The 23,920-nt window shown below is 67.6% G+C and carries 27 protein-coding genes and 1 pseudogene; 19 read left to right on the top strand and 9 right to left on the bottom strand.

All coding sequences use genetic code 11. The features are described from left to right. The first annotated feature begins 163 nt into the window (after positions 1-163). Positions 164-394, top strand: coding sequence for a hypothetical protein (locus tag DQP57_RS03195; protein WP_112631609.1), 231 nt, complete (start codon positions 164-166; stop codon positions 392-394). 68 nt (positions 395-462) lie between these two features. Here the strand turns inward: DQP57_RS03195 and DQP57_RS03190 are convergent, their stop codons facing one another. Beyond that, a complete protein-coding gene (locus DQP57_RS03190; protein ID WP_112631608.1) occupies positions 463-1,257 on the bottom strand; it encodes a hypothetical protein in 795 nt (264 codons plus the stop codon). 119 nt (positions 1,258-1,376) lie between these two features. Between DQP57_RS03190 and DQP57_RS03185 the strand changes: the two genes are divergently transcribed. The 10 genes from DQP57_RS03185 to DQP57_RS03140 all read left to right on the top strand — a co-directional run bounded on the left by DQP57_RS03185 (position 1,377) and on the right by DQP57_RS03140 (position 9,114). Then, entirely contained in the window at positions 1,377-2,393 is a 1,017-nt protein-coding gene (locus DQP57_RS03185; protein ID WP_007768252.1) for a Ppx/GppA phosphatase family protein, read from the top strand. Beyond that, positions 2,390-3,373 (top strand): hypothetical protein, encoded by a 984-nt coding sequence (locus DQP57_RS03180; RefSeq protein WP_112631607.1) that lies wholly within the window; start codon positions 2,390-2,392, stop codon positions 3,371-3,373. Before DQP57_RS03185 ends, DQP57_RS03180 begins: the two co-directional genes overlap by 4 nt. 15 nt (positions 3,374-3,388) lie before the next feature. Then, the gene (locus DQP57_RS03175) at positions 3,389-4,231 is read left to right on the top strand and encodes a sugar phosphate isomerase/epimerase family protein (RefSeq protein ID WP_112631606.1); all 843 of its coding nucleotides are present in this window, start codon (positions 3,389-3,391) and stop codon (positions 4,229-4,231) included. Positions 4,232-4,255: 24 nt separating this feature from the next. After that, positions 4,256-5,098: a thioesterase family protein gene (locus DQP57_RS03170; RefSeq protein WP_112631605.1), complete on the top strand. Its 843-nt coding sequence runs from the start codon at positions 4,256-4,258 to the stop codon at positions 5,096-5,098. Positions 5,099-5,125: 27 nt separating this feature from the next. Continuing rightward, the gene (proC, locus tag DQP57_RS03165) at positions 5,126-6,001 is read left to right on the top strand and encodes a pyrroline-5-carboxylate reductase (RefSeq protein ID WP_205869018.1); all 876 of its coding nucleotides are present in this window, start codon (positions 5,126-5,128) and stop codon (positions 5,999-6,001) included. Between the two features lie 138 nt (positions 6,002-6,139). Beyond that, positions 6,140-6,397 carry a cell division/environmental response transcriptional regulator gene (locus tag DQP57_RS03160; RefSeq protein ID WP_040629292.1) on the top strand — a complete coding sequence of 86 codons (258 nt, stop codon included), beginning with the start codon at positions 6,140-6,142 and terminating at the stop codon, positions 6,395-6,397. A gap of 146 nt (positions 6,398-6,543) precedes the next feature. Beyond that, positions 6,544-6,645 (top strand): 30S ribosomal protein bS22, encoded by a 102-nt coding sequence (locus DQP57_RS03155; RefSeq protein ID WP_003402602.1) that lies wholly within the window; start codon positions 6,544-6,546, stop codon positions 6,643-6,645. Between the two features lie 51 nt (positions 6,646-6,696). Next, positions 6,697-7,824 carry an SDR family oxidoreductase gene (locus DQP57_RS03150; RefSeq protein WP_112631603.1) on the top strand — a complete coding sequence of 376 codons (1,128 nt, stop codon included), beginning with the start codon at positions 6,697-6,699 and terminating at the stop codon, positions 7,822-7,824. Next, positions 7,806-8,894 carry a lysophospholipid acyltransferase family protein gene (locus DQP57_RS03145; RefSeq protein WP_205869017.1) on the top strand — a complete coding sequence of 363 codons (1,089 nt, stop codon included), beginning with the start codon at positions 7,806-7,808 and terminating at the stop codon, positions 8,892-8,894. The genes DQP57_RS03150 and DQP57_RS03145 overlap by 19 nt, the downstream gene beginning before the upstream one ends. 7 nt (positions 8,895-8,901) lie before the next feature. Then, complete coding sequence (locus tag DQP57_RS03140; protein ID WP_112631601.1) at positions 8,902-9,114, top strand: hypothetical protein; 213 nt, start codon at positions 8,902-8,904, stop codon at positions 9,112-9,114. A gap of 71 nt (positions 9,115-9,185) precedes the next feature. Here the strand turns inward: DQP57_RS03140 and DQP57_RS03135 are convergent, their stop codons facing one another. From DQP57_RS03135 to DQP57_RS03110, 7 genes and pseudogenes are all read right to left on the bottom strand, one after another. Further along, positions 9,186-10,115, bottom strand: coding sequence for a cyclopropane mycolic acid synthase family methyltransferase (locus DQP57_RS03135; RefSeq protein WP_112631600.1), 930 nt, complete (start codon positions 10,113-10,115; stop codon positions 9,186-9,188). After that, a complete protein-coding gene (locus DQP57_RS03130; RefSeq protein ID WP_112631599.1) occupies positions 10,116-10,637 on the bottom strand; it encodes an FAS1-like dehydratase domain-containing protein in 522 nt (173 codons plus the stop codon). A gap of 43 nt (positions 10,638-10,680) precedes the next feature. Beyond that, positions 10,681-11,589, bottom strand: coding sequence for an HAD family hydrolase (locus DQP57_RS03125; RefSeq protein ID WP_112631598.1), 909 nt, complete (start codon positions 11,587-11,589; stop codon positions 10,681-10,683). Positions 11,590-11,774: 185 nt separating this feature from the next. Then, positions 11,775-12,407, bottom strand: coding sequence for a hypothetical protein (locus DQP57_RS26555; RefSeq protein WP_133259218.1), 633 nt, complete (start codon positions 12,405-12,407; stop codon positions 11,775-11,777). 15 nt (positions 12,408-12,422) lie between these two features. Further along, positions 12,423-14,960, bottom strand: a pseudogene (locus DQP57_RS27415) (glycohydrolase toxin TNT-related protein). A 4-nt stretch (positions 14,961-14,964) separates the two neighbouring features. Next, a complete protein-coding gene (locus DQP57_RS03115) occupies positions 14,965-15,255 on the bottom strand; it encodes a WXG100 family type VII secretion target (protein WP_112631597.1) in 291 nt (96 codons plus the stop codon). Next, on the bottom strand, positions 15,248-15,556 hold the full coding sequence (locus DQP57_RS03110) for a WXG100 family type VII secretion target (protein ID WP_112631596.1): 309 nt from the start codon (positions 15,554-15,556) through the stop codon (positions 15,248-15,250). Before DQP57_RS03110 ends, DQP57_RS03115 begins: the two co-directional genes overlap by 8 nt. Positions 15,557-15,615: 59 nt before the next feature. Here DQP57_RS03110 and DQP57_RS03105 point away from each other — a divergent pair, with 59 nt between their 5' ends. From DQP57_RS03105 to DQP57_RS03075, 7 genes are all read left to right on the top strand, one after another. Beyond that, on the top strand, positions 15,616-15,885 hold the full coding sequence (locus tag DQP57_RS03105; protein WP_112631730.1) for a glutaredoxin family protein: 270 nt from the start codon (positions 15,616-15,618) through the stop codon (positions 15,883-15,885). 124 nt (positions 15,886-16,009) lie between these two features. Continuing rightward, positions 16,010-17,380 (top strand): glutamyl-tRNA reductase, encoded by a 1,371-nt coding sequence (locus DQP57_RS03100; RefSeq protein ID WP_112631595.1) that lies wholly within the window; start codon positions 16,010-16,012, stop codon positions 17,378-17,380. Positions 17,381-17,393: 13 nt separating this feature from the next. Then, positions 17,394-18,341 carry a hydroxymethylbilane synthase gene (gene hemC, locus DQP57_RS03095; protein ID WP_112631729.1) on the top strand — a complete coding sequence of 316 codons (948 nt, stop codon included), beginning with the start codon at positions 17,394-17,396 and terminating at the stop codon, positions 18,339-18,341. A 23-nt stretch (positions 18,342-18,364) separates the two neighbouring features. Continuing rightward, positions 18,365-20,026: a uroporphyrinogen-III synthase gene (locus DQP57_RS03090; protein ID WP_112631594.1), complete on the top strand. Its 1,662-nt coding sequence runs from the start codon at positions 18,365-18,367 to the stop codon at positions 20,024-20,026. Further along, positions 20,026-21,006: a porphobilinogen synthase gene (gene hemB, locus DQP57_RS03085; RefSeq protein ID WP_112631593.1), complete on the top strand. Its 981-nt coding sequence runs from the start codon at positions 20,026-20,028 to the stop codon at positions 21,004-21,006. The genes DQP57_RS03090 and hemB overlap by 1 nt, the downstream gene beginning before the upstream one ends. A gap of 13 nt (positions 21,007-21,019) precedes the next feature. Then, positions 21,020-21,565, top strand: a complete 546-nt coding sequence (locus tag DQP57_RS03080) for a DUF3093 family protein (protein ID WP_112631728.1) — start codon at positions 21,020-21,022, stop codon at positions 21,563-21,565. Further along, complete coding sequence (locus tag DQP57_RS03075; protein ID WP_112631592.1) at positions 21,562-21,822, top strand: hypothetical protein; 261 nt, start codon at positions 21,562-21,564, stop codon at positions 21,820-21,822. The genes DQP57_RS03080 and DQP57_RS03075 overlap by 4 nt, the downstream gene beginning before the upstream one ends. Here DQP57_RS03075 and DQP57_RS03070 read toward each other — a convergent pair. Further along, positions 21,806-22,246 carry an STAS domain-containing protein gene (locus DQP57_RS03070; protein ID WP_112631591.1) on the bottom strand — a complete coding sequence of 147 codons (441 nt, stop codon included), beginning with the start codon at positions 22,244-22,246 and terminating at the stop codon, positions 21,806-21,808. The two genes, DQP57_RS03075 and DQP57_RS03070, sit on opposite strands and share 17 nt — an antisense overlap. Before the next feature lie 367 nt (positions 22,247-22,613). On the opposite strand from DQP57_RS03070, the gene DQP57_RS03065 reads away from it, so the two are divergent. After that, a complete protein-coding gene (locus DQP57_RS03065; RefSeq protein ID WP_205869016.1) occupies positions 22,614-23,849 on the top strand; it encodes an acyltransferase family protein in 1,236 nt (411 codons plus the stop codon). Positions 23,850-23,920: the final 71 nt, after the last annotated feature.

The raw sequence follows: 23,920 nt of genomic DNA, 5'->3' as shown, positions 1-23,920 counted from the left end.
CCTCAAGCGGCGCGATGGGTACGCCGAGGTTCTACGACCGGCCTGCCCGCGAGAGGTTGTCGAAGGCCCCATACGTGCGTTAACCGCCGCCGTCGGCGCAGAGCGCAACGTTCCGGGCGCCGCTGTGATTCAGGTCACCGGAGGGGTATGTTGTGAGTGACTCATGGATTGGGGGCTGCCAATGATCCGAAGGCAGAACCGTGCGGCGATCGCCGGTCCGTCTCCCGCCGCGGGATCATTGATCACCGCTCACCGGCTGTGGGTAAGCCTGCTTTTGCTGCTCTTCATAGCGGGGGTCAGCTCCACCTTTGTGGCCGCGGCTCTCGGGCAGGTGCTCATGGCCATGATCATCGGCCTCATCACCGGCGCGTTCTTCGCCGGCATGGCCAGCTGACCGACCCAGGACGGTCAGGCGTACGGCAGTTCCACGGCTTACCGGCGATGATCGTGAAATGTGCGGGGCTACTCGGCGATGCGGGTGGCCGGGTGCACCGCGATGAGCCCTAACTTGCTGCGGCGCTTGCACATTGCGGCCAGCTCCGAATAGGCCTTGGCGCCCAGCAACTCGGTGAGCTCGTCGGCCAGGCTTTCCCACACCTGCTTGGCGCCGACGTGGGCGGCCGGGTCGCCGGTGCAGTACCAGTGCAGGTCGGCGCCACCGGAACCCCAACCGCGGCGGTCGTATTCGGTGACCCAGGTCTTGAGGATCTCGGTGCCGTCGGGCCGGGTCACCCATTCCTGGCTGCGGCGGATCGGCAGCTGCCAGCAGACGTCGGGCTTCATGGTCAGCGGGGGCACGCCCAGCTTGAGGGCCTTGCTGTGCAGCGCGCAGCCGACACCGCCCGGAAAACCCGGCCGGTTCAAGAAGATGCACGCGTCCTTGTGCTTGCGGGTGCGGTACTGCGGTTGGCCGTCATGCTCGTCGAGCTCCAGATAACCCTTGCGGCCCAAACCTTTTTCGCGGAACTGCCAGTCGGCGTCGGTCAGCTTCTGCACCGCGTCGTCCAGGCGGGCGCGGTCGTCATCGTCGGACAGGAACGCACCGTGCGAGCAGCACCCGTCGTCCGGGCGGCCCTCCACGGTGCCCCGGCACGCCGGAGTGCCGAACACACACGTCCACCGGGAGAGCAGCCAGGTCAGGTCCGCCGCGATCAGGTGTTCGGGGTTGTCGGGGTCGTAGAACTCCACCCATTCGCGGGCGAAATCCAGCTCGACCTCTTGTCCCGGCGCGGGGTGCGAATTCGCCACGCGGTCCACGTTAGACCACGATTCGGGCGATCCGAGCCGCTGACACTCGGGCCCCGTATGGCCGTGATCACGGTGGGTTAACCGGGTCGCGCAAAGCACCGCTTCGAAGGCTTCGTTAGTTTGTTTACGTGCGATTGGGCGTTCTCGACGTGGGCAGCAACACGGTGCATCTGCTGGTGGTCGATGCCCACCGGGGCGGTCACCCGACGCCGATGAGTTCGACGAAGGCCACCCTGCGTCTGGCCGAGGCCACCGACAGCGCCGGCAAGATCACCAAACGCGGTGCCGAGAAGCTGATCTCGACCATCGACGAATTCGCCAAGATCGCCGACAGCTCGGGCTGCGCGGAGCTGATGGCCTTCGCCACGTCCGCGGTCCGCGACGCCGGCAATTCCGACGACGTGCTGAGCCGGGTGCGCAAGGAGACCGGCGTGGAACTGCGGGTGCTCACCGGGGTCGACGAGTCGCGGCTGACGTTCCTGGCGGTGCGCCGGTGGTACGGGTGGAGCGCGGGCCGCATCATCAACCTCGACATCGGCGGCGGCTCGCTGGAGATGTCCAGCGGCGTGGACGAGGAGCCCGAGGTCGCGTTGTCGCTGCCGCTGGGTGCCGGGCGGCTGACCCGCGAGTGGCTGCCCGACGACCCGCCCGGCCGGCGCCGGGTGGCGATGCTGCGCGACTGGCTCGACGCCGAGCTCTCCGAAGCCAGCGTGAACATCCTGGAGGCGGGTAGTCCCGACCTGACGGTGGCGACGTCGAAGACCTTTCGGTCGCTGGCGCGGCTCACCGGCGCGGCGCCGTCGGGCGCCGGACCGCGGGTCAAGCGGACGCTCACAGCAAACGGCCTCAGGCAACTCATATCTTTCATCTCTAGGATGACGACCGCTGACCGGGCAGAACTGGAAGGAGTGAGCGCCGAGCGGGCACCGCAGATCGTTGCGGGTGCTCTGGTGGCGGAGGCAAGCATGCGAGCGCTGTCGATCGAATCGGTGGATATTTGCCCGTGGGCATTACGGGAAGGTCTCATCTTGCGCAAACTCGACAGCGAAGCCGACGGATCGGCCCTCATGGAGCCTTCGGTGCGCAATGCTGGAGGTCAGGTAGTTGATCGGAATCAGAACCGATCGAGAGGCGACAAACCATGACCGGACCGCACTCCGAGACCGAGAGCCCCGGCACTCGGCCCATCTCGGTGGCCGAATTGCTGGCCAGAAACGGAACCATCGGCGCCCCGGCGGTCACCCGGCGGCGCCGCCGCAGGCGCGGCGACAGCGACTCGGTGACCGTCGCCGAACTCACCGGCGAAATCCCGGTGGTCCGCGATGACGACGACGCCGACCACGGCGCCACCGACACGATCGAGGTTGCCGAGCCCGCCCCGGCCGAACCCGCGCCCCGGGACGCCGTCGCCGAGCCGGTAACCACAGACGAGCCCAAAACCCCCTATTGGTCGGAGCCCGAACCGCGCTGGCCCAAGTCGCCGCCGCAGCCCAAGCGGGCGTCGGGGCCCGAGCGCAGCGAATACCCGCGGCCGTTGCCCGACGCCGGCCGGCCCGGCTCGTCCCGCAACGGCACCGGGCAGCCGGGGCAATCCTCCGGGGCCGAGGGCATGAGCCCCGACCCCATGGACCACTACGCCGACGTCCCCGTGGACGTCATGGACTCCGAAGTGCGCGAGGCCGAACCCGCGCTGGAGGACTCCGCGTACGTGCGCTCGTTTTTGCGGTCCGGGGATGCCGAGCTGGACGAGGACGAGGACGCCGAGGGATCGCTGAGCGCCGGCGTGCTGGGCCACGAGGACCTCGATGAGGACCGGCACGCGGACGCGGACCTGGATGTTCACCCGGAGCACGGCAGATTCGACGCGCTGTGGCGCAGTGGCGTGGTTGTGCTGCAGTCGATGCTGGCCGTGGCGTTCGGCGGCGGGTTGTTCGTGGCCTTCGACCAGCTGTGGCGGTGGAACAGCCTGGTGGCGCTGGTGCTATCGGTGCTGGTCATCCTGGGCCTGGTGGCCGGGGTGCGGGTGGTCCGCAAGACCGAGGACATCGCCAGCACGTTGATCGCGGTCGCGGTGGGTGCGCTGATCACCCTGGGACCCTTGGCGCTGTCGTTGCAATCGGGCTAGCGGCAACCGTAGACAGTGCGCCCTGCCATCAAAGTCGGCCTTTCCACGGCTTCGGTGTACCCGTTGCGGGCCGAGGCCGCCTTCGAGTACGCGGCCCGGCTCGGCTATGACGGCGTCGAGCTGATGGTGTGGGCGGAGTCGGTCAGCCAGGACGTCGCCGCCGTCAAGAAGCTGTCGCGGCGCTACCGCGTCCCCGTGCTGTCCGTGCACGCGCCCTGCCTGCTGATCTCGCAGCGGGTGTGGGGCGCCAACCCGGTGCCCAAGCTGGATCGCAGTGTGCGCGCCGCCGAACAACTGGGCGCGCAGACCGTGGTCGTGCACCCGCCGTTTCGCTGGCAGCGGCGCTACGCCGAGGGCTTCAGCGAGCAGGTGGCGGCGCTGGAGGCCTCCAGCGACGTGCTGGTCGCGGTGGAGAACATGTTCCCGTTCCGGGCGGACCGCTTGTTCGGGGCCGGCCAGTCCCTGGAACGGATGCGCAAACGCGGCGGCGGGCCCGGCCCGGCAATTTCGGCGTTCGCGCCCTCCTACGACCCACTCGACGGCAACCACGCGCATTACACGCTGGACCTGTCCCACACCGCGACGGCGGGCACCGACTCGCTGGACATGGCCCAGCGGATGGGTAGCGGCCTGGTCCACCTGCACCTGTGCGACGGCAACGGTCTGCCCGCCGACGAGCACCTGGTGCCCGGGCGCGGCACCCAGCCCACCGCCGAGGTGTGCCAGATGCTGGCCGCCAGCCAATTCGCCGGACACGTCGTCCTGGAAGTGTCGACGTCCAGCGCGCGGTCGGCCAACGAGCGCGAGACCATGCTCGCCGAATCGCTGCAGTTTGCCCGCACGCATCTGCTGCGCTGACCTAGCCAGGAGAAATCCACACATATGAGTGCGTTATTCACCACCGCGATGACGTTGCGGGAGGTCGGCTCCGGCGTGTTCGAGGGCGAACTCGACAAGCGCTGGACCATCGGCCCCAAGGTGCACGGCGGCGCCATGCTGGCGCTGTGCGCCAACGCCGCCCGCACGGTCTGCGGCGGCCCGGCGGACGGCGCCGAACCGGTTCAGCAGCCGGTCGCGGTGTCGGCGAGCTATTTGTGGGCGCCCGATCCGGGGCAAGTGCAGTTGGTGACGTCGATCCGCAAGCGCGGCCGGCGGATCAGCGTCGTCGACGTCGAGCTGAACCAGGGGGATCGCACCGCGGTGCACGCGGTGGTCAACCTGGGCGAGCCCGAGCTTTATCCGGTCGACGGTGCGGCCGGGCCGCTGCTGTCGGCCCACCCGGTGGCCGACGTGATGGCGCCCGAACCCCCGGACGACATCGAGCCGATCGGGCCCGGGCATCCGCTGGCCGGCCTCGTGCACCTGGGGGAGGGCTGCGACGTGCGGCCGGTGCTGTCGACGATGCAGCCCCGCAGCGACGGGCGCCCGCCGGTGATCCAGATGTGGGCGCGCCCCCGGGGGGTGGCCCCGGACGCGCTGTTCGCGCTCATGTGCGGTGATCTGTCGGCGCCGGTGACGTTCGCCGTGGACCGGACGGGCTGGGCGCCCACGATCCAGCTGACGGCGTTTCTGCGCGGCCTGCCGGCCGACGGCTGGCTGCGCATCATCGCGACCTGCACCGAGATCGGGCACGACTGGTTCGACGAGGACCACACCGTCGTCGACAGCCTGGGCCGCCTGGTGGTGCAGGCCCGCCAGCTGGCATTGGTCCCTGCCGCTCGCTAGCGCGCGAGGTCTGCGATGCTGTCCGGCATGGCAAGAATCGCGATCATCGGTGGCGGCAGCATCGGGGAGGCACTGCTGTCGGGTCTGCTGCGGGCGGGCCGGCAGGTCAAGGATCTGGTGGTGGTCGAGCGGGTTCCCGAGCGCGCCAAGTACCTGGCCGACACCTATTCGGTGCTGATCAGCTCGGTGTCCGACGCCGTGGAGAACGCGTCGTTCGTCGTGGTCGCGGTCAAGCCCGCCGACGTCGAGTCGGTGATGGCCGAGATCGCCCGCGCGGCCGGCGCCGCCGAGAGCGACACCGCCGAGCAGGTGTTCGTCACGGTCGCGGCCGGGATCACCATCACCTACTTCGAGTCCAAGCTTCCGGCCGGGACGCCGGTGGTGCGGGCCATGCCCAACGCGGCGGCCCTGGTCGGCGCCGGGGTCACGGCCCTGGCCAAGGGCAGGTTCGTCACCGCGCCCCAGCTCGAGGGCGTCTCGGCCCTGTTCGACTCGGTCGGCGGGGTGCTGAGCGTTCCGGAGGGTCAGATGGACGCCGTCACCGCGCTCTCGGGGTCCGGCCCCGCGTATTTCTTCCTGCTGGTGGAGGCCCTGGTCGACGCCGGCGTGGCGGCGGGCCTGAGCCGCGAGGTGGCCGCCGACCTGACCGCGCAGACCATGGCGGGCTCGGCCGCGATGCTGCTGGAACGCATGGACGCCGACCGGCAGGTGGGGGAGGCCGACGGGCCGGGGCTGCGGGCGGACGCCACCGCGACGCAGCTGCGGGCGACGGTCACCTCACCCGGCGGCACCACCGCGGCCGCCCTGCGTGAGCTGGAACGAGGGGGCCTGCGTGCGGCCGTCGATGCGGCCGTTCAGGCCGCAAAAATGCGCTCTGAGCAGCTAAGAATTACATCAGAGTAATCCAAGTTTTTTGAACTGATTGTCCCCCACCAGTACCAGTAACCCCATTAGTCCCGCTATTCTCCTCTTGTAAGCACGTGTGGGTGCCAGCGGAGGGGAAGCCGCTGGCATGCGCGTGCCTGACACGATTGGGTTGCGATGACGTCTAGTAACGGGCCATCAGCGCGAGATGCTGCAGGTAAGCCACGGGACGCCAGTTCCGTCGACAGCCAGCAGGGCAGGACGCAGTTCCTCACCGTCGCCGAGGTGGCGGCGTTGATGCGGGTCTCCAAAATGACGGTGTACCGGTTGGTGCATAACGGCGAGCTGCCCGCGGTCCGGGTGGGCCGGTCCTTCCGGGTGCACGCCAAGGCCGTCCACGACATGCTCGAGACGTCGTACTTCGACGCCGGCTGACCTGAAACCGTGCCGCTCGCGGGCGGCATTCAGGCTCCGCCGTCGCGCGGCGATCGGCCGACGCCGGTTTGGTGTTCGGTGCGTTCCGCCGGGTAAAGTGTCCGGGTCCAATCTTTGAAGCAGGTCACGGTCAGATAGCGGAGTTCATGGGTTCAGTAATCAAGAAGCGGCGCAAGCGTATGTCGAAGAAGAAGCACCGCAAGCTGCTGCGTCGCACCCGGGTGCAGCGCAGAAAACTCGGCAAGTAACCGCGTCCGCGGCATAGTGCCGCGATCTCGACTGGCCGCTAGGCTGTTCGGGTGGATCCGTCGAATGGGGAGAACACCGGGCCGGGCGACACCGCCGGCAACACGGTGCATTACCCCAAGATCGTGCTGGTCACAGGTGCCTGCCGGTTCCTGGGTGGGTACCTGACGGCCCGGCTCGCGCAGAACCCGATGATCAAAGGGGTCATCGCGGTGGATGCGATCGCCCCGAGCAAGGACATGCTGCGCCGGATGGGGCGCGCCGAGTTCGTCCGCGCCGACATTCGAAATCCCTTCATAGCCAAGGTGATTCGTAACGGCGACGTCGACACGGTGGTGCACGCGGCGGCTGCGTCCTACGCGCCGCGGTCCGGCGGTACCGCCGCGTTGAAAGAGATCAACGTGATGGGCGCGATGCAGCTGTTCGCGGCTTGCCAGAAGGCGCCCTCGGTGCGCCGGGTGGTGCTCAAGTCGACGTCGGAGGTGTACGGGTCGAGCGCGCACGACCCGGTGATGTTCACCGAGGACAGCACCAGCCGTCGCCCCTTCCGCGACGGTTTCGCCAAGGACAGCCTCGACATCGAGGCCTACGCGCGCGGATTGGGACGGCGCAGGCCCGACATCGCGGTGACGATCCTGCGGTTGGCCAACATGATCGGCCCGGCGATGGACACCACGCTGTCGCGTTATCTGGCCGGGCCTTTGGTGCCAACCATGTTCGGCCGCGACGCGCGATTGCAGCTGCTGCACGAGCAAGACGCGCTGGGCGCGCTGGAGCGCGCGGCGATGGCCGGCAAGGCGGGAACGTTCAACATCGGCGCCGACGGCATCATCATGCTGTCGCAAGCGATCCGGCGGGCCGGCCGGATTCCTTTGCCCGTACCGGGTTTCGGCGTCTGGGCCCTGGATTCGTTGCGGCGCGCAAATCGTTACAACGAGATCAGTCGGGATCAGTTTGATTACTTGAGTTATGGCCGCGTCATGGATACCAGCCGAATGCGCTCAGAACTTGGCTTCCAACCGAAATGGACGACGGCAGAAGCATTTGACGACTATGTTCGCGGCCGAAGCCTGACTCCCATTATCGACCCACATCGGGTACGCTCCTGGGAAGGTCGCGCCATATCCCTGGCCCAGCGCTGGGGTAGCCGAAATCCAATTCCGTGGGGTGGGGTCAGGTAGGTATCGTGGCGGGTGAAACCAGAGCGAATGTCATTCCACTGCATACGAATCGGGGTCGGGTAGCGGCGCGTCGGAGAGCAGACCAACGAGCGGAGTCCGCTCGCCAACATCCTTCGTTGCTGTCGGATCCGAATGGCCGCGCGTCCGCCGAGCAGATCGCCGCGGTGGTTCGCGAGATCGACGAACACCGCCGCGCCGCCGGCGCCGCGGCCGCCGATGCACCGCTGAATGATCTGGCGCAGCGCGTCGCCGCCGTTGCCGGGTTCCTGCGCCAGCGCATCACCGGTGACTACAGCGTCGACGAGTTCGGTTTCGACCCGCACTTCAACAGCGCGATCGTGCTGCCGTTGCTGCGGGTGTTCTTCCGGAACTGGTTCCGGGTCGAGGTGAGCGGGATCGAGAACCTGCCGGCCGAGGGCGCCGCGCTGGTGGTCGCCAACCACGCCGGCGTGCTGCCATTCGACGGGCTGATGCTCTCGGTGGCCGTGCACGACGAGCACCCCGCGCAGCGCGAGCTGCGACTGCTCGCCGCCGACATGGTGTTCGACCTGCCGGTTGTCGGTGAGGCCGCCCGCAAGGCGGGCCACACCATGGCCTGCACGACGGACGCGCACCGATTGCTCGCCGCCGGCGAGCTCACCGCCGTCTTCCCGGAGGGCTACAAGGGGCTGGGTAAGCGCTTCGAGGACCGCTACCGGCTGCAGCGATTCGGCCGCGGCGGGTTCGTGACGGCCGCGCTGCGGACCAAGGCGCCGATCATTCCCTGCTCGATCATCGGGTCCGAGGAGATCTACCCGATGCTCACCGACGTCAAGCTGCTGGCTCGGCTGTTCGGGCTGCCGTATTTCCCCATCACGCCGCTGTTCCCGCTGGCCGGGCCCCTCGGCCTGGTGCCGCTGCCGTCGAAATGGCACATCACCTTCGGTGAACCGATTTACACCGACGACTACGCCGCCTCCGACGCCGACGATCCGATGGTCACCTTCGAGCTGACCGACCAGGTGCGCGAGACGATCCAGCAGACGCTGTACCGGCTGCTCGCCGGCCGTCGCAACATCTTCTTCGGCTGAGCCCATCATGGGCAGTGAGATGGCCGGCAAGACTTTTTCGACGCCGGAAGAGGCAGGCGTGACCGTGCCGACGGAATCGGAGTTGGCCCGCGCCAGGAAGGGCTTCGACGAGTTCCAGGCCAAAGTCGACGCCGTCGCGCCGGAGGACCGCAAAACGGACGTCTCACCGAAATTCTGGGACGACGTTTCTGGTACTGAGTACGACGCAACGAAGAACTAAATCCGTAGCATCCCCGCCACAAAAAGCGCCCGGGCCACGAACGGGGCCCGGGCGCATCTGCATGCAAGCGACTACTTGACCATGGTGAATTGGCAGACGTTGGTGTAGCCGTCGCGGAACAGGTCCGAGCAGCCCCGCAAGTACTTCAAGTAGATGTCGTAGGTCTCCTGCCCCTTCAGGGCGATCGCCTCCTCCTTGTGCGCCTCGAGGGCGTCCGCCCAGGCGGTCAGGGTCGGCACGTAGTTCTTGCCGATGAAGTGGTGGCGCTCGATCTTGAAACCCGCGTCGGTCGAGTACTTATCGACCAGGTCGACCTGGGGGAGCTTCCCGCCCGGGTAGATCTCCTTGAGGATGAAACTGATGAACCGCAGCAGGGTCATGTTCACCTGCAAGCCCAGCTTTTTGCCCTCTTCGGCGTTGGGCACCACGATGCTGTGCAGCAGCATCCGGCCGTCGTCGGGCAGCAGGTCGTAGTACTTCTTGAAGAAGGTGGCGTAACGCTCGTACCCGGCGTCGCCCGCGCCGTCGGCGAAGTGCTCGAACGCGCCCAGCGACACGATGCGGTCGATCGGCACGTCGCCCGGGAATTCCTCCCAGCCCTGGATCCGGACCTCTTTGCGGCGGGGGCTGTCCATCTTGTCGAACTCGGCCACGCAGTGGGCGTACTGGTTCTCGCTCAGCGTCAGACCGATGACGTTGACGTCGTACTCGGCCACCGCGTGCCGCATCGTCGACCCCCAGCCGCTGCCGATGTCCAGCAGCGTCATGCCGGGCTCGAGGTTCAGCTTGTCCAGGGCCAGCTTGCGCTTGGCGTATTGCGCCTCTTCCAGCGTCTTGGTCAGATTCTGCGGGTCCGGATTCTCGTCGAAGTAGCCGCAGCTGTAGGTCATCGACGGGTCAAGCCACAGCTTGAAGAATTCGTTCGATTTGTCGTAGTGGGATCGGACCGCTTCGACCGGCGGTTTGAGTTGCGTGCTTCCCGTTTCCCCCTGAGCAGTCATTTACAACGCCCCTAACTTTCCTGCTGATATGGATGCCACTGCCGCGGCGGTAGCTTCGACGTCCTCCTGGTTTGAGGACTCTCCCAACATCGTGACGACACTCGTGACGATCGGCTGTCCGTCGGCGTCGGTCACTTCGCTCCGGATCTCCGCAAGCACGGTGCCGTGCGACTCAATCACCGAGTCGAGGTAAGTGTCGAAGTACAGCCTATCGTGCGCCAGGATCGGCCGGTGGAACTTGAATTTCTGGTCGCGGTGGATGACCCGGGCGATGTTGATGGGGATGCTGAACTTGGTGAAGATCTCCAGCTGCACACGGCGCCCGGCGATCGCGAGGAACGTCAGGGGCGCCACCATGTCGGTGTACCCCGCGTTCGCGGATTCACTCTCGTCGAAGTGCGCGGGGTGGTCGTCCTTGATCGCCCGGGCGAATTCGCGGATTTTCTCGCGACCGACCTCGAAGTAATCCGGCGCGCGGTAATGGCTGCCGATGAGTCCTTCGGCTTCCTTGGGGGTCGTCATGGCGCTATGCCCTCCGTCGATTGTGCCTGCGCGGCGCAGCCTATCAGCGTGATTGTCGCCGAGAGGCCAGCGCGGCCAGCGCACCACCGGCGGCGCCCAGCGCCAACGCCGACGGCACCCCGATCCGGGCCGCCTTGCGGGCGGTGCGGAAATCGCGGATCTCCCAGCCGCGCTCGCGGGCCAGCGCGCGCAGGCGGGCGTCGGGGTTGATGGCGACGGCCGTGCCCACCAGCGACAGCATGGGTACGTCGTTGTAGCTGTCCGAGTAGGCGGTGCAGCGTTTCAGGTTGAGCCCCTCGCGAATTGCCAGCGACCGCACCGCGTGCGCCTTGCCGGTGCCGTGCAAGATGTCGCCGACCAGCCTGCCGGTGAAGACGCCGTCGACCGATTCGGCGACGGTGCCCAGCGCGCCGGTCAGGCCGAGGCGTCGCGCGATGGTCGCGGCGAGCTCGTAGGGCGTCGCGGTGATCAGCCAGACCTGTTGGCCGGCGTCCAGATGCATCTGCGTGAGCTCGCGGGTGCCGGGCCAGATCTTGTCGGCGATGATCTCGTCGTAGATCTCCTCGCCCAGCGCGACCAGCTGTTCGACCGACCGGCCCTCGATGAAGGCGAGCGCCTTGCGCCGGCCGGCGGCGACGTCGTTGCTGTTTTCCGTCCCGAGGATCTGAAACTTGGCCTGCGCGTAGATGAATCCGACGACGTCGCGGTAGGTGAAGTAGTTGCGCGTGGCGAGCCCGCGCCCGAAGTGCACGGCCGACGAGCCCTGCACCAGGGTGTTGTCCACGTCGAAGAAGGCGGCCGCGGTCAGGTCGATCGGCGGCTGGGGGCGGTCCTCGGAGGCGGCGGCTTCCTGCATGCCCTCGATCGCACGCGCGGCGCTGGCGTCCGCGGCCAGCGACTCCGGATCAACATAACCGGCGTGGTCTGCGTTGACCGGGTCAGAGGAAGTCATCGCCAAACCTCCTAGATCGCTGTGGTGCCTGGCGACCCAGCGGGTGCCCGGTCTTCAACCCTATCGGGCAGATGGCGTGCGGGCGTTGACGTGTCCCGGGCCGGCGAGCGTGACGCTAAGTCACGTTCGACGCAGAGTGTGACGCCAAAGTCACCTTCGACGATCGAGGCCCCGTTGCGGATCGCTTACTCGCTGAGAATGTTGACGGTGAACCAATCCGCTGGAATGCCCTCGCGAAGGGCGGAATCGAGTTCCTCGAAGGTCATGACTAAGACATGAGAACCCGCAGGTGCATCATTTTGCCCCATCCATCCGCGATCCGTAGTTTCCTGGTCAACTCTTAAACTAACTCGTCCCGGAAAATTAACCGGATCAGGCTTACTCAACGTTACCCTCGGATCCAAGCCTTCCTGATACCAACGAAAGGCTGGTGATTGATTATACCGACCGGGACGACTCATCTGGCTTATCAAGAACAAAAGATATTTTTCAGCATCTTCGAACCGCCTGAACATCCAATACGTCTTCCGCGAACCTCGCTCTTCGCTATCAATAAAGTAGCAATCGTCTTTAAAGGTCAGGTAATAAGAAACGTCGCCTACGTCAATCAAAGCCAATTCGTTGTGGTTGACCATCTGGGGCGGGCGACGTCCCCAAAATATCTCCTCGCGCGTCTCGCGGCCCCTGGGCTCGCGCTGCGCGTCACCCGGGTAACGCCCTTGACCCCTCAGACGAACGACTTGCCACACATACCAACACTTCACAATTCTGTGGAGAGATTTAGGAAACGTAGTGAGATCGACAATGAAATCTGCCATCAAGACTCCTCGTGTCTAGGGTTCATTCAAGAAGAACCGATCCATCAGGGTCTGAACGTCGGCACGCTCTCCTTCCGGTGCGAGTATAAGAAATTGAGGTTCGCCGCCGGGATGCCCAAACCAGGGCGCTGCCCTCGAGAACTCGATTTTCCAACCTGGCGGTAGTCCCACCGATGCATCGACCTTAAAACGGTAATAATCTTTATCCAAACTTGTGTGAGGAAGTGCGCGGCCCTCATAGGGAGTTCCTTCGAAAGCTAGCCAATTCCCACCCGGATGCCCGATACGATCGAACCATTGGCCGTCTAATGATTTAATGTCAGCAGGGGTTAAATCGCGAACCGTACCAGGAATTGCGTAGGGCTTTGCCGGGTCATTAACGTCAGGATACCTCAGTGCACCGTTTTCGTCTTCAAAGAGCTCTCGATATTCACCTTCAGTAAGCTCGCCGAATTCCTTAGCGTCAGGGAAAACATCCCGCGCCTTCGGATGCGTTTGGTCGCCGCCGTCGCCGTCGGGATGGTCACCGGGCGCACTACCGTCGTCGCCTGGATGTGGATCGTGCGGTCCGTTGCCGTCGCCGGGGGGGATGGTGACCGTTGCCGTCGCCTGGTGGATGGCCGTCGCCTGGTGGGTGCGGGCCTCCGCCGTCGCCGGGTGGATGCGGCACCCCGCCGTCGCCGGCCGGGTGCGGGCCTCCGCCATTCGGCTCTGCGGGGTGGGCCGGGAGTTCCCCGCCATGGGGCACATCACCTAAGCCGGGAGGCATTTCGGCCGGGGCTCCGCCGCCCATCGGGACTGAAGGCGGCGTCGGCAGGTGCGGGGCCGCTGGAGCCGCCGGCGCGGGCCCTGCCGGCGGGCCAGCATGAGGAGCCGGCGCAGGAGGTTCGCTGGGAGGCGCCGGCGCGTGGGCGGGGACCGGTTCTGGCGGTTTCGAATGGGGCAGCGGGCTGTCCGCTGGAGGTGCGGCCACCGGGGCCTTACCGGCGGGCTCTACCGGCGCCGCGGCCGGTTTGGGCGCTCGGCCGCAGGGGGCTTTTCGACCGGTGGTGGCTTGGATTCGGTGGGGCTGTGCGGAAGTGGACCGTCGGCGGGTCCCGGCGCCGGTTTGCCCGAGGGTGCCGGTTTGCCCGGCGGCGCTGGCGCCGGCTGGGCCGATTCCGGTGGCTTGGGCGCGGCCGGGGCGGGCTCGGGAGGCTTAACGGTCGGGGGTTTCAGCTCGGGCGGCTTCTTCAAACCTCTCAGCGCGTCGGCAGCGCCGTGACCGACCTTTCCCAGCTTGGAGAGCGGTCCACCGGGCAAGGCCAGGGTGGCCACGTCGAAGAGCGATTTCCCGAGCGCTTCCGCTGGGTTCGTGCCCCACTCGTCCCAATGAGTGACGTCCTTACCGACGGCCTTCCAGGACTCGGCGACGCCGGGTCCACCGTCGGGCCCCAGTCCGACGAGCGGCGCGGCCCCAGAGGCCATGTCGAAGACGTCTTTGGCGTAACCCACCGGATCGCTTTGGAGCCGGCTGGGGCTGAATTTCGCAAGTTGTTCGAGGAAGTCGCAGCCCTCGACGCCCACACCTTTGACGGTCTGGCCTACCTGATTGAGCGCCCGGCCCACCGGCGTCCCGTGCAAAAAGTGGTTCCACTCTTTGTCGGCTCAGTGGGCCATATCCGTTGCGGCGGTGGCGGCCGCCGACATGGTGGCCTTGATCTGGTCGGCCAGCGTTTCGGCTTCCTGGGAGAAGTTGTCGACCACTGTTTTGATGTCGTCGGCGATCCTCTTGATCTCGTCTTCGTCCTCGTCGGTGAGAAGGTCCCAGACCTCCTTGATGCCGGTCAGCGGATCGCAGATGCGCGACAACAGGTCCAGGATCGCCGCGTGCACCTTGTCGATCTTGGCCGCGTAGCTATTGAGCTGCGCCGCGATCGTCTGGCATTGGGCCGCAACGCTGATGGCGGCACCCGAGGCGTCGGTCAACGCCTTGTTAATGGCGGCGCCCTCCGGAATCTGTTGCGCCGCAATGGCGGCCATGGTGCCGCCGCCGGCCGCGAACTCGGTCGTCATGAAGTTGGCGCCCGCGGTCGTCCATGCCGCCGCGGCGGCGCGTAATTTCGCCGAATCGCCGGTGGGCCAGATCATCCCGATATACGGCGCGACCCAACTCCAACCCGCTGGCGCGCTGCTTCCGGCGCCGACGGCTGACGGCGGATGCGCCGCCGCGGTCAGCGGCGCGGTCACCGGCGGCGTCGGCAGGCCTTCGGCTCGGCCCGCGACGTCCGACATCGCCTCGGCCAGCGCATAGTTGTGCGCCGACATCCGCACCCCGTCGCCAATGCTGGCCAGCCCATTGCGGGTGCTGGTCATCGCCTCGATCACCTTGGCCGCAGCACCGTCGTACGCGCGGCCCAGCGCCGCGCCCACCGGATCGTCACCGGCCATCCCCGCAGTGCCGGCCAATGCCGTGGTCAGCGTCGAGATCACCGAGCCCAAGGAAACGCCGGTGGTCAGGATCGTGGCACCGGCGCGGTCTAGGGCAGTCGGGTCACACGCCAGCGGCGCCATGGATTCACGACCACATGCCGAGATTCGTCGACATTGCGCCGGTGTAATTGCCGTGCGCGGTCGTGGCTACCTTCTCCAGTTGCGTCAGCGCTTGGCGCATCATCGCCTCGCCGCGAACCCAGTGCTGATGCGCCTCGGCGTGCGCCGCCGCGGCTTCGCCCGTCCACGATGCGTGCAAACGCGTTACGCGCGAATCGATTTCGTTGATCATGTCTTCGGCATAGCGTTGGAAAGCCGCCATCCGCTGCACCGCATCGGCCAGCGCCTGCGGATCCACCCGAAACGCCTCAGCCACCGCGCACCGCCCGCTCCGCCTGAGTGGATCCGGCCTCGTTCGCCTGATACGCCCCGCCGGCCTGGCCCACCAGATGCGCCAGCATCGACAGCCCCAGCTCTACCTCGCGGGCGCCTTTGTGCCACAGCTCCCACGCGGATCCGTACGCGGTGCCGGCCGCGCCCTGCCAACCGCCCAACAGCTGGCCCACCTGGTCGTCGAGCTGGGACAGCTGGGCCGAAAGCTGCTCGGCCGCACCGGCGAGCGAGACGGCGGCGCCCTGCATCACGACGGGATCGACCCGGAGCGTCTCATCGGCCATAGTCGGAACATAACGCCTGGTAAATGGGCCCACAAGTCACCGATGCCACACTGGTGCCCATGACTGAGGCGACCGGCCGGCCACAGGTGGAGCTGTTGACCCGCGACGGCTGTGCCATCTGCGAGCGGGTGCACGCCCGGCTGGTCGAACTGGCCGCGGAGTTGGGCTTCGAGTTGTCGACGACCGACGTCGACGCGGCCGCCGCGGCGGGTGATCCCGCGCTGCGGGCCGAGTTCGGCGACCGCCTCCCGGTGATCCTGCTCGACGGCCGCGAACACAGCTACTGGGAGATCGACGAGCCGCGGCTGCGGGCCGATCTCGCCCGCTGACCGGTCAGCAGCTGGCCGCCGGCCGGCGGCGGGCAATTATTTGGTAGCCCAGCTGATAAACGTTTACCGTGGACAGCAGTTCAGTTACTGGAGGAAGCAAGGGAGCTGGCCAGGTGATGCTGCCGTGAGCGTCTTGCTCTTCGGGGTTTCGCACCGCAGTGCGCCGGTCTCCGTCCTGGAACAACTCAGCATCGACGAGGCCGATCAGGGCAAGATCGTCGACCGGGTTTTGCAGTCGCCGCTGGTGACCGAGGCGATGGTGCTGTCGACATGCAACCGCGTCGAGGTCTACGCGGTGGTCGACGCGTTCCACGGGGGGTTGGCCGTGATCGGGCAGGTGCTGTCGGAACAGTCCGGCATGTCGATGGCCGACCTCACCAAATACGCGTACGTGCGGTACAGCGAGGCCGCCGTCGAGCACCTGTTCGCGGTCGCCAGCGGCCTGGACTCCGCGGTGATCGGCGAGCAGCAGGTGCTCGGTCAGGTCCGTCGCGCGTACGCCGACGCCGAGGCCAATCGCACCGTCGGCCGGGTGCTGCATGAGCTGGCCCAGCGGGCCCTATCGGTGGGCAAGCGGGTGCACTCCGAGACCGCCATCGACGCCGCCGGCGCCTCGGTGGTGTCGGTCGCGCTGAACATGGCCGAACGCCGGCTGGGCGGGCTGTCCGGCAAGAAGGCGGTCCTGGTCGGCGCCGGAGCCATGGGCGCCCTGGCCGCGGCGCACCTCTCCCGCGCGGGCATCGGGCACGTCCACGTACTCAACCGGTCGCTGTCCCGGGCCCAGCGCCTGGTCCGCAAGATTCGCGACACCGGGATACCGGCCGACGCGTTGCCGTTGGACCGGCTGGCCGACACCCTGGCCGGTGCCGACCTCGTCGTCAGCTGCACCGGCGCGGTGACCCCGGTGGTCTCGCTGGCCGACGTGCACCACGCGCTGGCCGCCGGGCACCGCGACGAAGAGGCGAACCCCCTGGTGATCTGCGACCTGGGCATGCCGCGCGACGTCGACCCGGCGGTGGCCGGCCTGCCCGGCGTCTGGGTGGTCGACGTGGACCGCGTCCAGCATGAGCCCTCGGCGCACGCCGCGGCCGCGGACGTCGACGCCGCCCGCAACATCGTCGCCACCGAAGTTGCTGCCTATCTGGCCGGCCAGCGGATGGCCGAGGTCACGCCGACGGTCACGGCGCTGCGCCAGCGCGCCGCCGACGTCGTCGAAGCGGAACTGCTGCGCCTCGACAACCGGCTGCCCGGGCTCGAGAGCGCCCAGCGCGAAGAGGTGGCCCGCACCGTGCGGCGGGTGGTGGACAAGCTGCTCCACGCGCCGACCGTGCGGATCAAACAGCTCGCCAGCGCGCCCGGCGGTGACAGCTACGCCGAGGCGCTACGCGAACTCTTCGAGCTCGACCAGACCGCGGTGGATGCCGTGGCCGCGGGCGAATTGCCAGTCATCGCAAGCGGATTCGACGCGGGCACTCCGCAGCAAACCGCCGAGTAGCCGATTGCCGAACGTGATCCGGATAGGCACCCGGGGCAGCCTGTTGGCCACCACCCAGGCCGGAACGGTCCGAGACGCTTTGATCGCGCTGGGGCATCCGGCGGAACTGGTGACCATCACCACCGCCGGGGACCGCTCGTCGGCGCCCATCGAAGACCTCGGGGTGGGCGTCTTCACCACCGCGCTGCGTGAGGCCATGGAAGAGGGCCGTGTCGACGCCGCGGTGCACTCGCACAAGGACCTTCCCACCGCAGAGGACCCGAGGTTTGCTCTGGCGGCCATACCGGTGCGCAACGACCCGCGCGATGCAGTGGTCGCGCGCGACGGGCTGGTGCTCGCGGAGTTGCCAGCGGGTTCGCTGGTGGGCACTTCGTCGCCGCGGCGGGCCGCGCAGCTTAGAGCATTGGGTCTCGGTTTGGAAATCCGCCCCCTACGAGGCAACCTAGATACCAGGTTGAACAGGGTAAGCAGTGGTGATCTCGACGCGATCGTGGTAGCCCGGGCGGGACTGGCCCGGATCGGTCGCCTCGACGATGTCACCGAGACGCTAGAGCCGGTGCAGATGTTGCCAGCACCGGCTCAGGGCGCGCTCGCCGTCGAATGCCGTGCCGGTGATAGCCGGTTAGCGGCAGTGCTGGCGGAACTGGACGACGCCGACACGCGGGCGTCGGTCACTGCGGAGCGAGCCCTGCTGGCCGAACTGGAGGCCGGTTGCTCCGCACCGGTGGGCGCGATCGCCGAAGTGGTCGAGTCCATCGATGAGGAAGGCCGGATCTTCGAAGAGCTGTCGCTGCGCGGATGCGTGGCGGCGCTGGACGGGTCTGACGTGATCCGCGCGTCCGGGATCGGCAGTCCCGGCCGGGCACGAGAGCTCGGGCTCTCGGTAGCCGCCGAGCTGTTCGAGCTGGGTGCCCGAGAGCTGATGAGCGGCGCGCGTCAAGACCCGGCGCGAGGAAATTAAATGCGAGTTACGTGGGAGCGACAATGACGACGCGAGGGCGTAAGCCGACACCCGGCCGCATCACGTACGTGGGCTCCGGTCCGGGTGACCCGGGATTGCTGACGACCCGGGCCGCCACGGTGCTGGCGAACGCCGCCCTGGTGTTCACCGACCCTGACGTGCCTGAGCCGGTGCTGGCGCTGATCGGCAAAGACCTGCCACCGGTTTCCGGCCCGGCTCCAGCGGAGCCCGCCGCCTCCACCGGTGACGGCGGTGCCGACCAGGCCAAGGCTCAGCCGGCCGTGATCTCCGGTGGCCCGGACATCCGCCCGGCGCTGGGTGACCCCGCCGAGGTGGCCAAGACGCTGACCACCGAGGCGCGGACGGGCGTGGACGTGGTGCGGCTGGTTGCCGGCGACCCGTTGACGGTCGACGCGGTCATCACCGAGGTGAACGCCATCGCGCGCAGCCACCTGCACATCGAGATCGTGCCCGGGCTGGCCCCCACCGATGCCGTCCCGACCTATGCCGGGCTGCCGCTGGGCTCCTCGCACACCGTCGCCGACGTGCGCGACCCCCAGGTGGATTGGGAGGCGCTGGCCGCCGCACCCGGTCCGCTGATCCTGCAGGCCACGTCGTCGCATCTGGCCGACGCGGCGCGCACCCTGATCGAGCACGAGCTCGCCGAGAACACCCCGTGCGTGGTCACCGCGCACGGCACGACCTGCCAGCAGCGCTCGATCGAGACCACGTTGCACGGCCTGACCGACTCGGCGGTGCTGGGCGGCACCGACCCCGCCGGTCCGCTGACCGGACCGCTGGTGGTGACCATTGGCAAGACGGTGGCCAGCCGGGCGAAGCTGAACTGGTGGGAGAGCCGGGCGCTGTACGGCTGGACCGTGCTGGTGCCGCGGACCAAGGACCAGGCCGGCGAGATGAGCGAGCGCCTGACGTCCTACGGCGCCCTGCCCATCGAGGTGCCGACCATCGCCGTGGAGCCACCGCGCAGCCCCGCTCAGATGGAAAGGGCGGTCAAGGGATTGGTCGACGGCCGCTTCCAGTGGGTGGTGTTCACCTCCACCAACGCGGTGCGCGCGGTGTGGGAGAAGTTCGGCGAATTCGGTCTGGACGCGCGCGCGTTCTCCGGAGTGAAGATCGCGTGCGTGGGCGAGTCGACCGCCGACCGGGTGCGGGCGTTCGGGATCAGCCCCGAACTGGTGCCGGCCGGTGAACAGTCCTCGCTGGGTCTGCTCGACGACTTCCCGCCCTACGACAGCATTTTCGACCCGGTCAACCGGGTTCTGCTGCCGCGTGCGGACATCGCCACCGAGACGCTGGCCGAGGGTCTGCGCGAACGCGGTTGGGAGATCGAGGATGTCACCGCGTACCGGACGGTGCGGGCCGCCCCGCCACCGGCGGAGACGCGGGAGATGATCAAGACCGGCGGCTTCGACGCCGTGTGCTTCACGTCCAGCTCCACGGTGCGAAACCTGGTCGGCATCGCCGGCAAGCCGCACGCGCGGACGATCATCGCCTGCATCGGTCCCAAAACCGCTGAGACCGCAGCCGAATTCGGTCTGCGGGTGGATGTCCAGCCCGAGACCGCCGCGGTTGGTCCGCTGGTCGACGCGCTGGCCGAACACGCCGCGCGGTTGCGCGCCGAGGGTGCGCTGCCGCCGCCGCGCAAAAAGAGCCGCAGGCGCTAGTGTCGTACCCGCGGCAGCGCCCGCGTCGGCTTCGCACCACCCCGGCATTGCGCCGATTGGTGGCGCAAACCTCCTTGGAGCCAAGGCATTTGGTGCTGCCGATGTTCGTTGCCGACGGCATCGACGAACCACGGCCGATCACGTCCATGCCGGGCGTGGTGCAGCACACCCGTGACTCGTTGCGCAGCGCGGCCGCCAGTGCGGTCGCCGCGGGGGTGGGTGGGCTGATGCTGTTCGGCGTGCCACGCGACGAGGACAAGGATTCGATCGGGTCGGCCGGCACCGACGCCGACGGCATCCTCAACGTCGCGCTGCGGGACCTGGCCAAGGACCTCGGCGAGGCCACCGTGCTGATGGCCGACACCTGCCTGGACGAGTTCACGGACCACGGCCACTGCGGCGTCCTCGACGACCGGGGCCGGGTCGACAACGACGCCACCGTGGCCCGGTACGTGGAACTCGCTGTGGCGCAAGCTGAATCGGGCGCTCACGTGGTGGGGCCGAGCGGCATGATGGATGGACAGGTGGGGGCGATCCGCGACGGGTTGGACGCCGCGGGCTTCACCGACGTGGCGATTTTGGCCTACGCCGCCAAGTTCGCCTCGGTGTTCTACGGCCCGTTTCGTGAGGCCGTGAGCTCCAGCCTCTCCGGTGACCGCCGCACCTATCAGCAGGAGGCGGGCAACGCACGCGAGGCGCTGCGCGAGATCGAGCTCGATCTCGACGAGGGCGCCGACATCGTGATGATCAAGCCGGCGATGGGCTATCTCGACGTGGTCGCGGCCGCGGCCGACGTCTCGCCCGTGCCGGTCGCCGCCTACCAGGTGTCGGGGGAGTACGCGATGATTTGTGCTGCCGCCGCGAACAATTGGATCGACGAGCGCGCCGCGGCGCTGGAGTCACTGACCAGCATCCGGCGCGCCGGGGCCGATATCGTTCTCACCTATTGGGCCGCGGATGCGGCAGGGTGGCTTTCGTGAGATGGGGCTTGCGATGACCAGCGACACTGCAGCCAAGCCGTTGTTCTACGAACCCGGCGCTAGCTGGTGGTGGCTGGCGTGCGGCCCGCTCGCGGCGGTCGCGATGATCCTCATCGAAATTTGGAGCGGCGCCCCGGTGTCGCTGGTGGTCCCCGCGATCTTTCTGGTGCTCGTCTCGGCGTTCCTGGGGATACAGGTGAAGGCCGCGCGGATCCACGTGTCGGTCGAGCTGACCGAAGACGCCCTGCGCCAGGGCACCGAAACGATTCTGGTGCGCGAAATCGTCAAGGTGTATCCCGAGCCCGAGAATCACGAAGCCTCCGGGAAAGACCTGGCGCGCTGGCAATCGGCCCGGGCCCTGGGCGAACTGGTCGGGGTCCCGCGCGGGCGCGTCGGCATCGGCCTCAAGCTCACCGGCGACCGCACGGCCCAGGCCTGGGCGCGCCGTCACCGTCAGCTGCGGGACGCGCTGACCCCCCTGGTGCAGGAGCGGGTGGAGCCGACCGGCTCCGACGTCGTCGACGGGGATCGCGACGACGACGCCGGGGCGGCGCAATGAACGCCCGCTACCGCGCGATCGTCGAGCTCGGCCTGGCCTGCGCCGCGTTCGTGTGCTCGGGGCTGTCGTGGTGGCACTCGCATCACACCGTGTCGGTGGCGCCGATCGCGGACGGGCAGCCCTCCACCACGTCGGTGGTCTATGACCCTCAGCTGCTGCTGCTGACGCTGGTGTTGTTGACGACGGCCGGGGTGCTGGCGGTCATCGGCGGTGCCAGGCTGCGGCGCGCGCGCTCGCGCGCTACGACGGCTTTCTGACGAGCGGCAACGCCATCCGGCGGCGCAGAACGATGGCGTCGGCCCGGTCCTGCAGCGCCTCGTGAACCGAGCGCATGATCGGGAAGTTGGCGTCGTGACCGGTGTCGTCGAGCACCTGGGTCACCGCTGAACTGGCGACCAGGGTCCAATCCACCCCGGCGGCGCGACAATCGGCGTCGAACGCGTACAGCAGCGAGATGCCCGCCTCAGCAAATTCGCTGACGTCCGCCACGTCGAGCACCACGGGGTTTTCTCCGAGCGTGAAGCGCGCGATGTGATCGCTGAGGCGGTCGACGTTGTCGTCGTCGATCTCGCCGCGAATGTGCACCACCGTCGCCAGGTGGCGGTAGTGCGCCCGGACCTGTGCGCCGTCGCAGTCGAACACGCAGTTGTCGTGGCCAGTCTGGTTGCCTGCGACCGTCATGCAGACCCCTCACTCTCCGTGGCGTTCGCGCCGGCTTCGGGGGGCGCCTCCACGCTCACCAAAGTGTGATTAAAACGTTACGCCGCAAGCCTAAGGGGACCGGAAGCCGCGTCTAACGCTTTGCTAAGAAGCGGTGGCGGCCCCGCCCCGAATGGGGCGCTGAGCAAACGCCCAGCGGGCCGTCGGGCCCATGTAGTACCCCGGAACCCGGTATGCCACACAACAACCGTCCACCCGTGCCGACGATTGCGCTGCTAGGCTGCCAAGGCTGCCGGTTCTAGTCGGGGGGCTTGTGAAAAGGCGAGGTTTCCCGCTCGGCCGAAGTAGCGGGAGACGGAACGGCCACGATTCAAACGGGAAGAGCAGCGTGCGGGGCGTAGAGATCAGGGGCGAGATCACGGCCCTGACGGGGCTCCGTATCGTCGCCGCCCTCTGGGTGGTGCTGTTCCACTTCCGGCCGATGCTCGGCGACGTGTCGCCCGATTTCCGCGACGCCCTGGCCCCGGTGCTCAACTGCGGCGCCCAGGGCGTCGACCTGTTCTTCATCCTCAGCGGGTTCGTGCTGACGTACAACTATCTCGACCGCATGGGGCGGTCCTGGTCGACCCGCGCGACGCTGCATTTCCTGTGGCTGCGGCTGGCCCGGGTGTGGCCGGTGTACCTGGTCACCCTGCACCTGGCCGCCCTGTGGGTGATCTTCACCCTGCACGTCGGTCATGTGCCGTCGCCGGATGCCGCGTCGCTCACCGCCATCAGCTACGTGCGCCAAATCCTGTTGGTGCAGTTGTGGTTTGTCCCGTTCTTCGACGACTCGAGTTGGGACGGGCCGGCCTGGTCGATCAGCGCGGAATGGCTGGCCTATGTGCTCTTTGCCGTCCTGGTGCTGGTGCTGCTGCGGATGAAACAGGCGACCAGGGCGCGCAGCCTGATGATCCTGGCCTTCGCGGCATCGCTGCCGCCGGTGGTGATGCTGCTCGCCAGCGGCCACTTCTACACGCCGTGGAGCTGGCTGCCGCGAATCGTCACCCAGTTCACCGCCGGCGCCCTGGCCTGTGCCGCGGTGCGCAGGTTACGGCTGAGCGACCGCGGCCGCCGCGCCGCCGGATACGTCTCGTTGCTTCTGCTGGCCGCGATGGTGGGCGTGCTGTATTGGTTTGGCGCGCACCCGATCTCGGGGGTCGTGGAGAATGACAGCGGCGGCGTCGTCGACGTGTTGTTCGTTCCGCTGGTGATAACGCTGGCCGTCGGGCTCGGAAGCCTACCGCGGGTGCTGTCGACCCGAGTGATGGTGTACGGCGGCAAGATCTCGTTCTGCCTGTACATGGTGCATGAGCTCGTGCACACCTCCTGGGGATGGGCCGTGGAGCAATTCGAGCTCCCCACCCTGGATAACCCGTGGAAGTGGAACATCATCGGCCTGCTCGCGATCGCCCTGGGCGCCTCGGTGCTGCTGTATCACGGCGTCGAAGAGCCCGCCCGCCGCTGGATGCGCAAGATGGTCGATGTCAGGGCCATCAACGCGAGAAGCGATCCCGGCGAGCCGAACAGTAAGCTGCATCCGATCGACCGTCCGCTGGAAGCGGTTTCGGCCCGCGCGGTGTGATGGCCGCCTCAGCGGCCGGCCACGACTCACGGGGAATACTTGATGAGGACGCGGCGGCACCCGACTATGCC

It is taken from the genome of Mycobacterium colombiense (assembly GCF_003284935.1).
Lineage (GTDB): Bacteria > Actinomycetota > Actinomycetes > Mycobacteriales > Mycobacteriaceae > Mycobacterium > Mycobacterium arosiense_A.
Note: the sequence above shows the minus strand (reverse complement) of the source record. Positions and strands in the feature narration are given on the sequence as shown.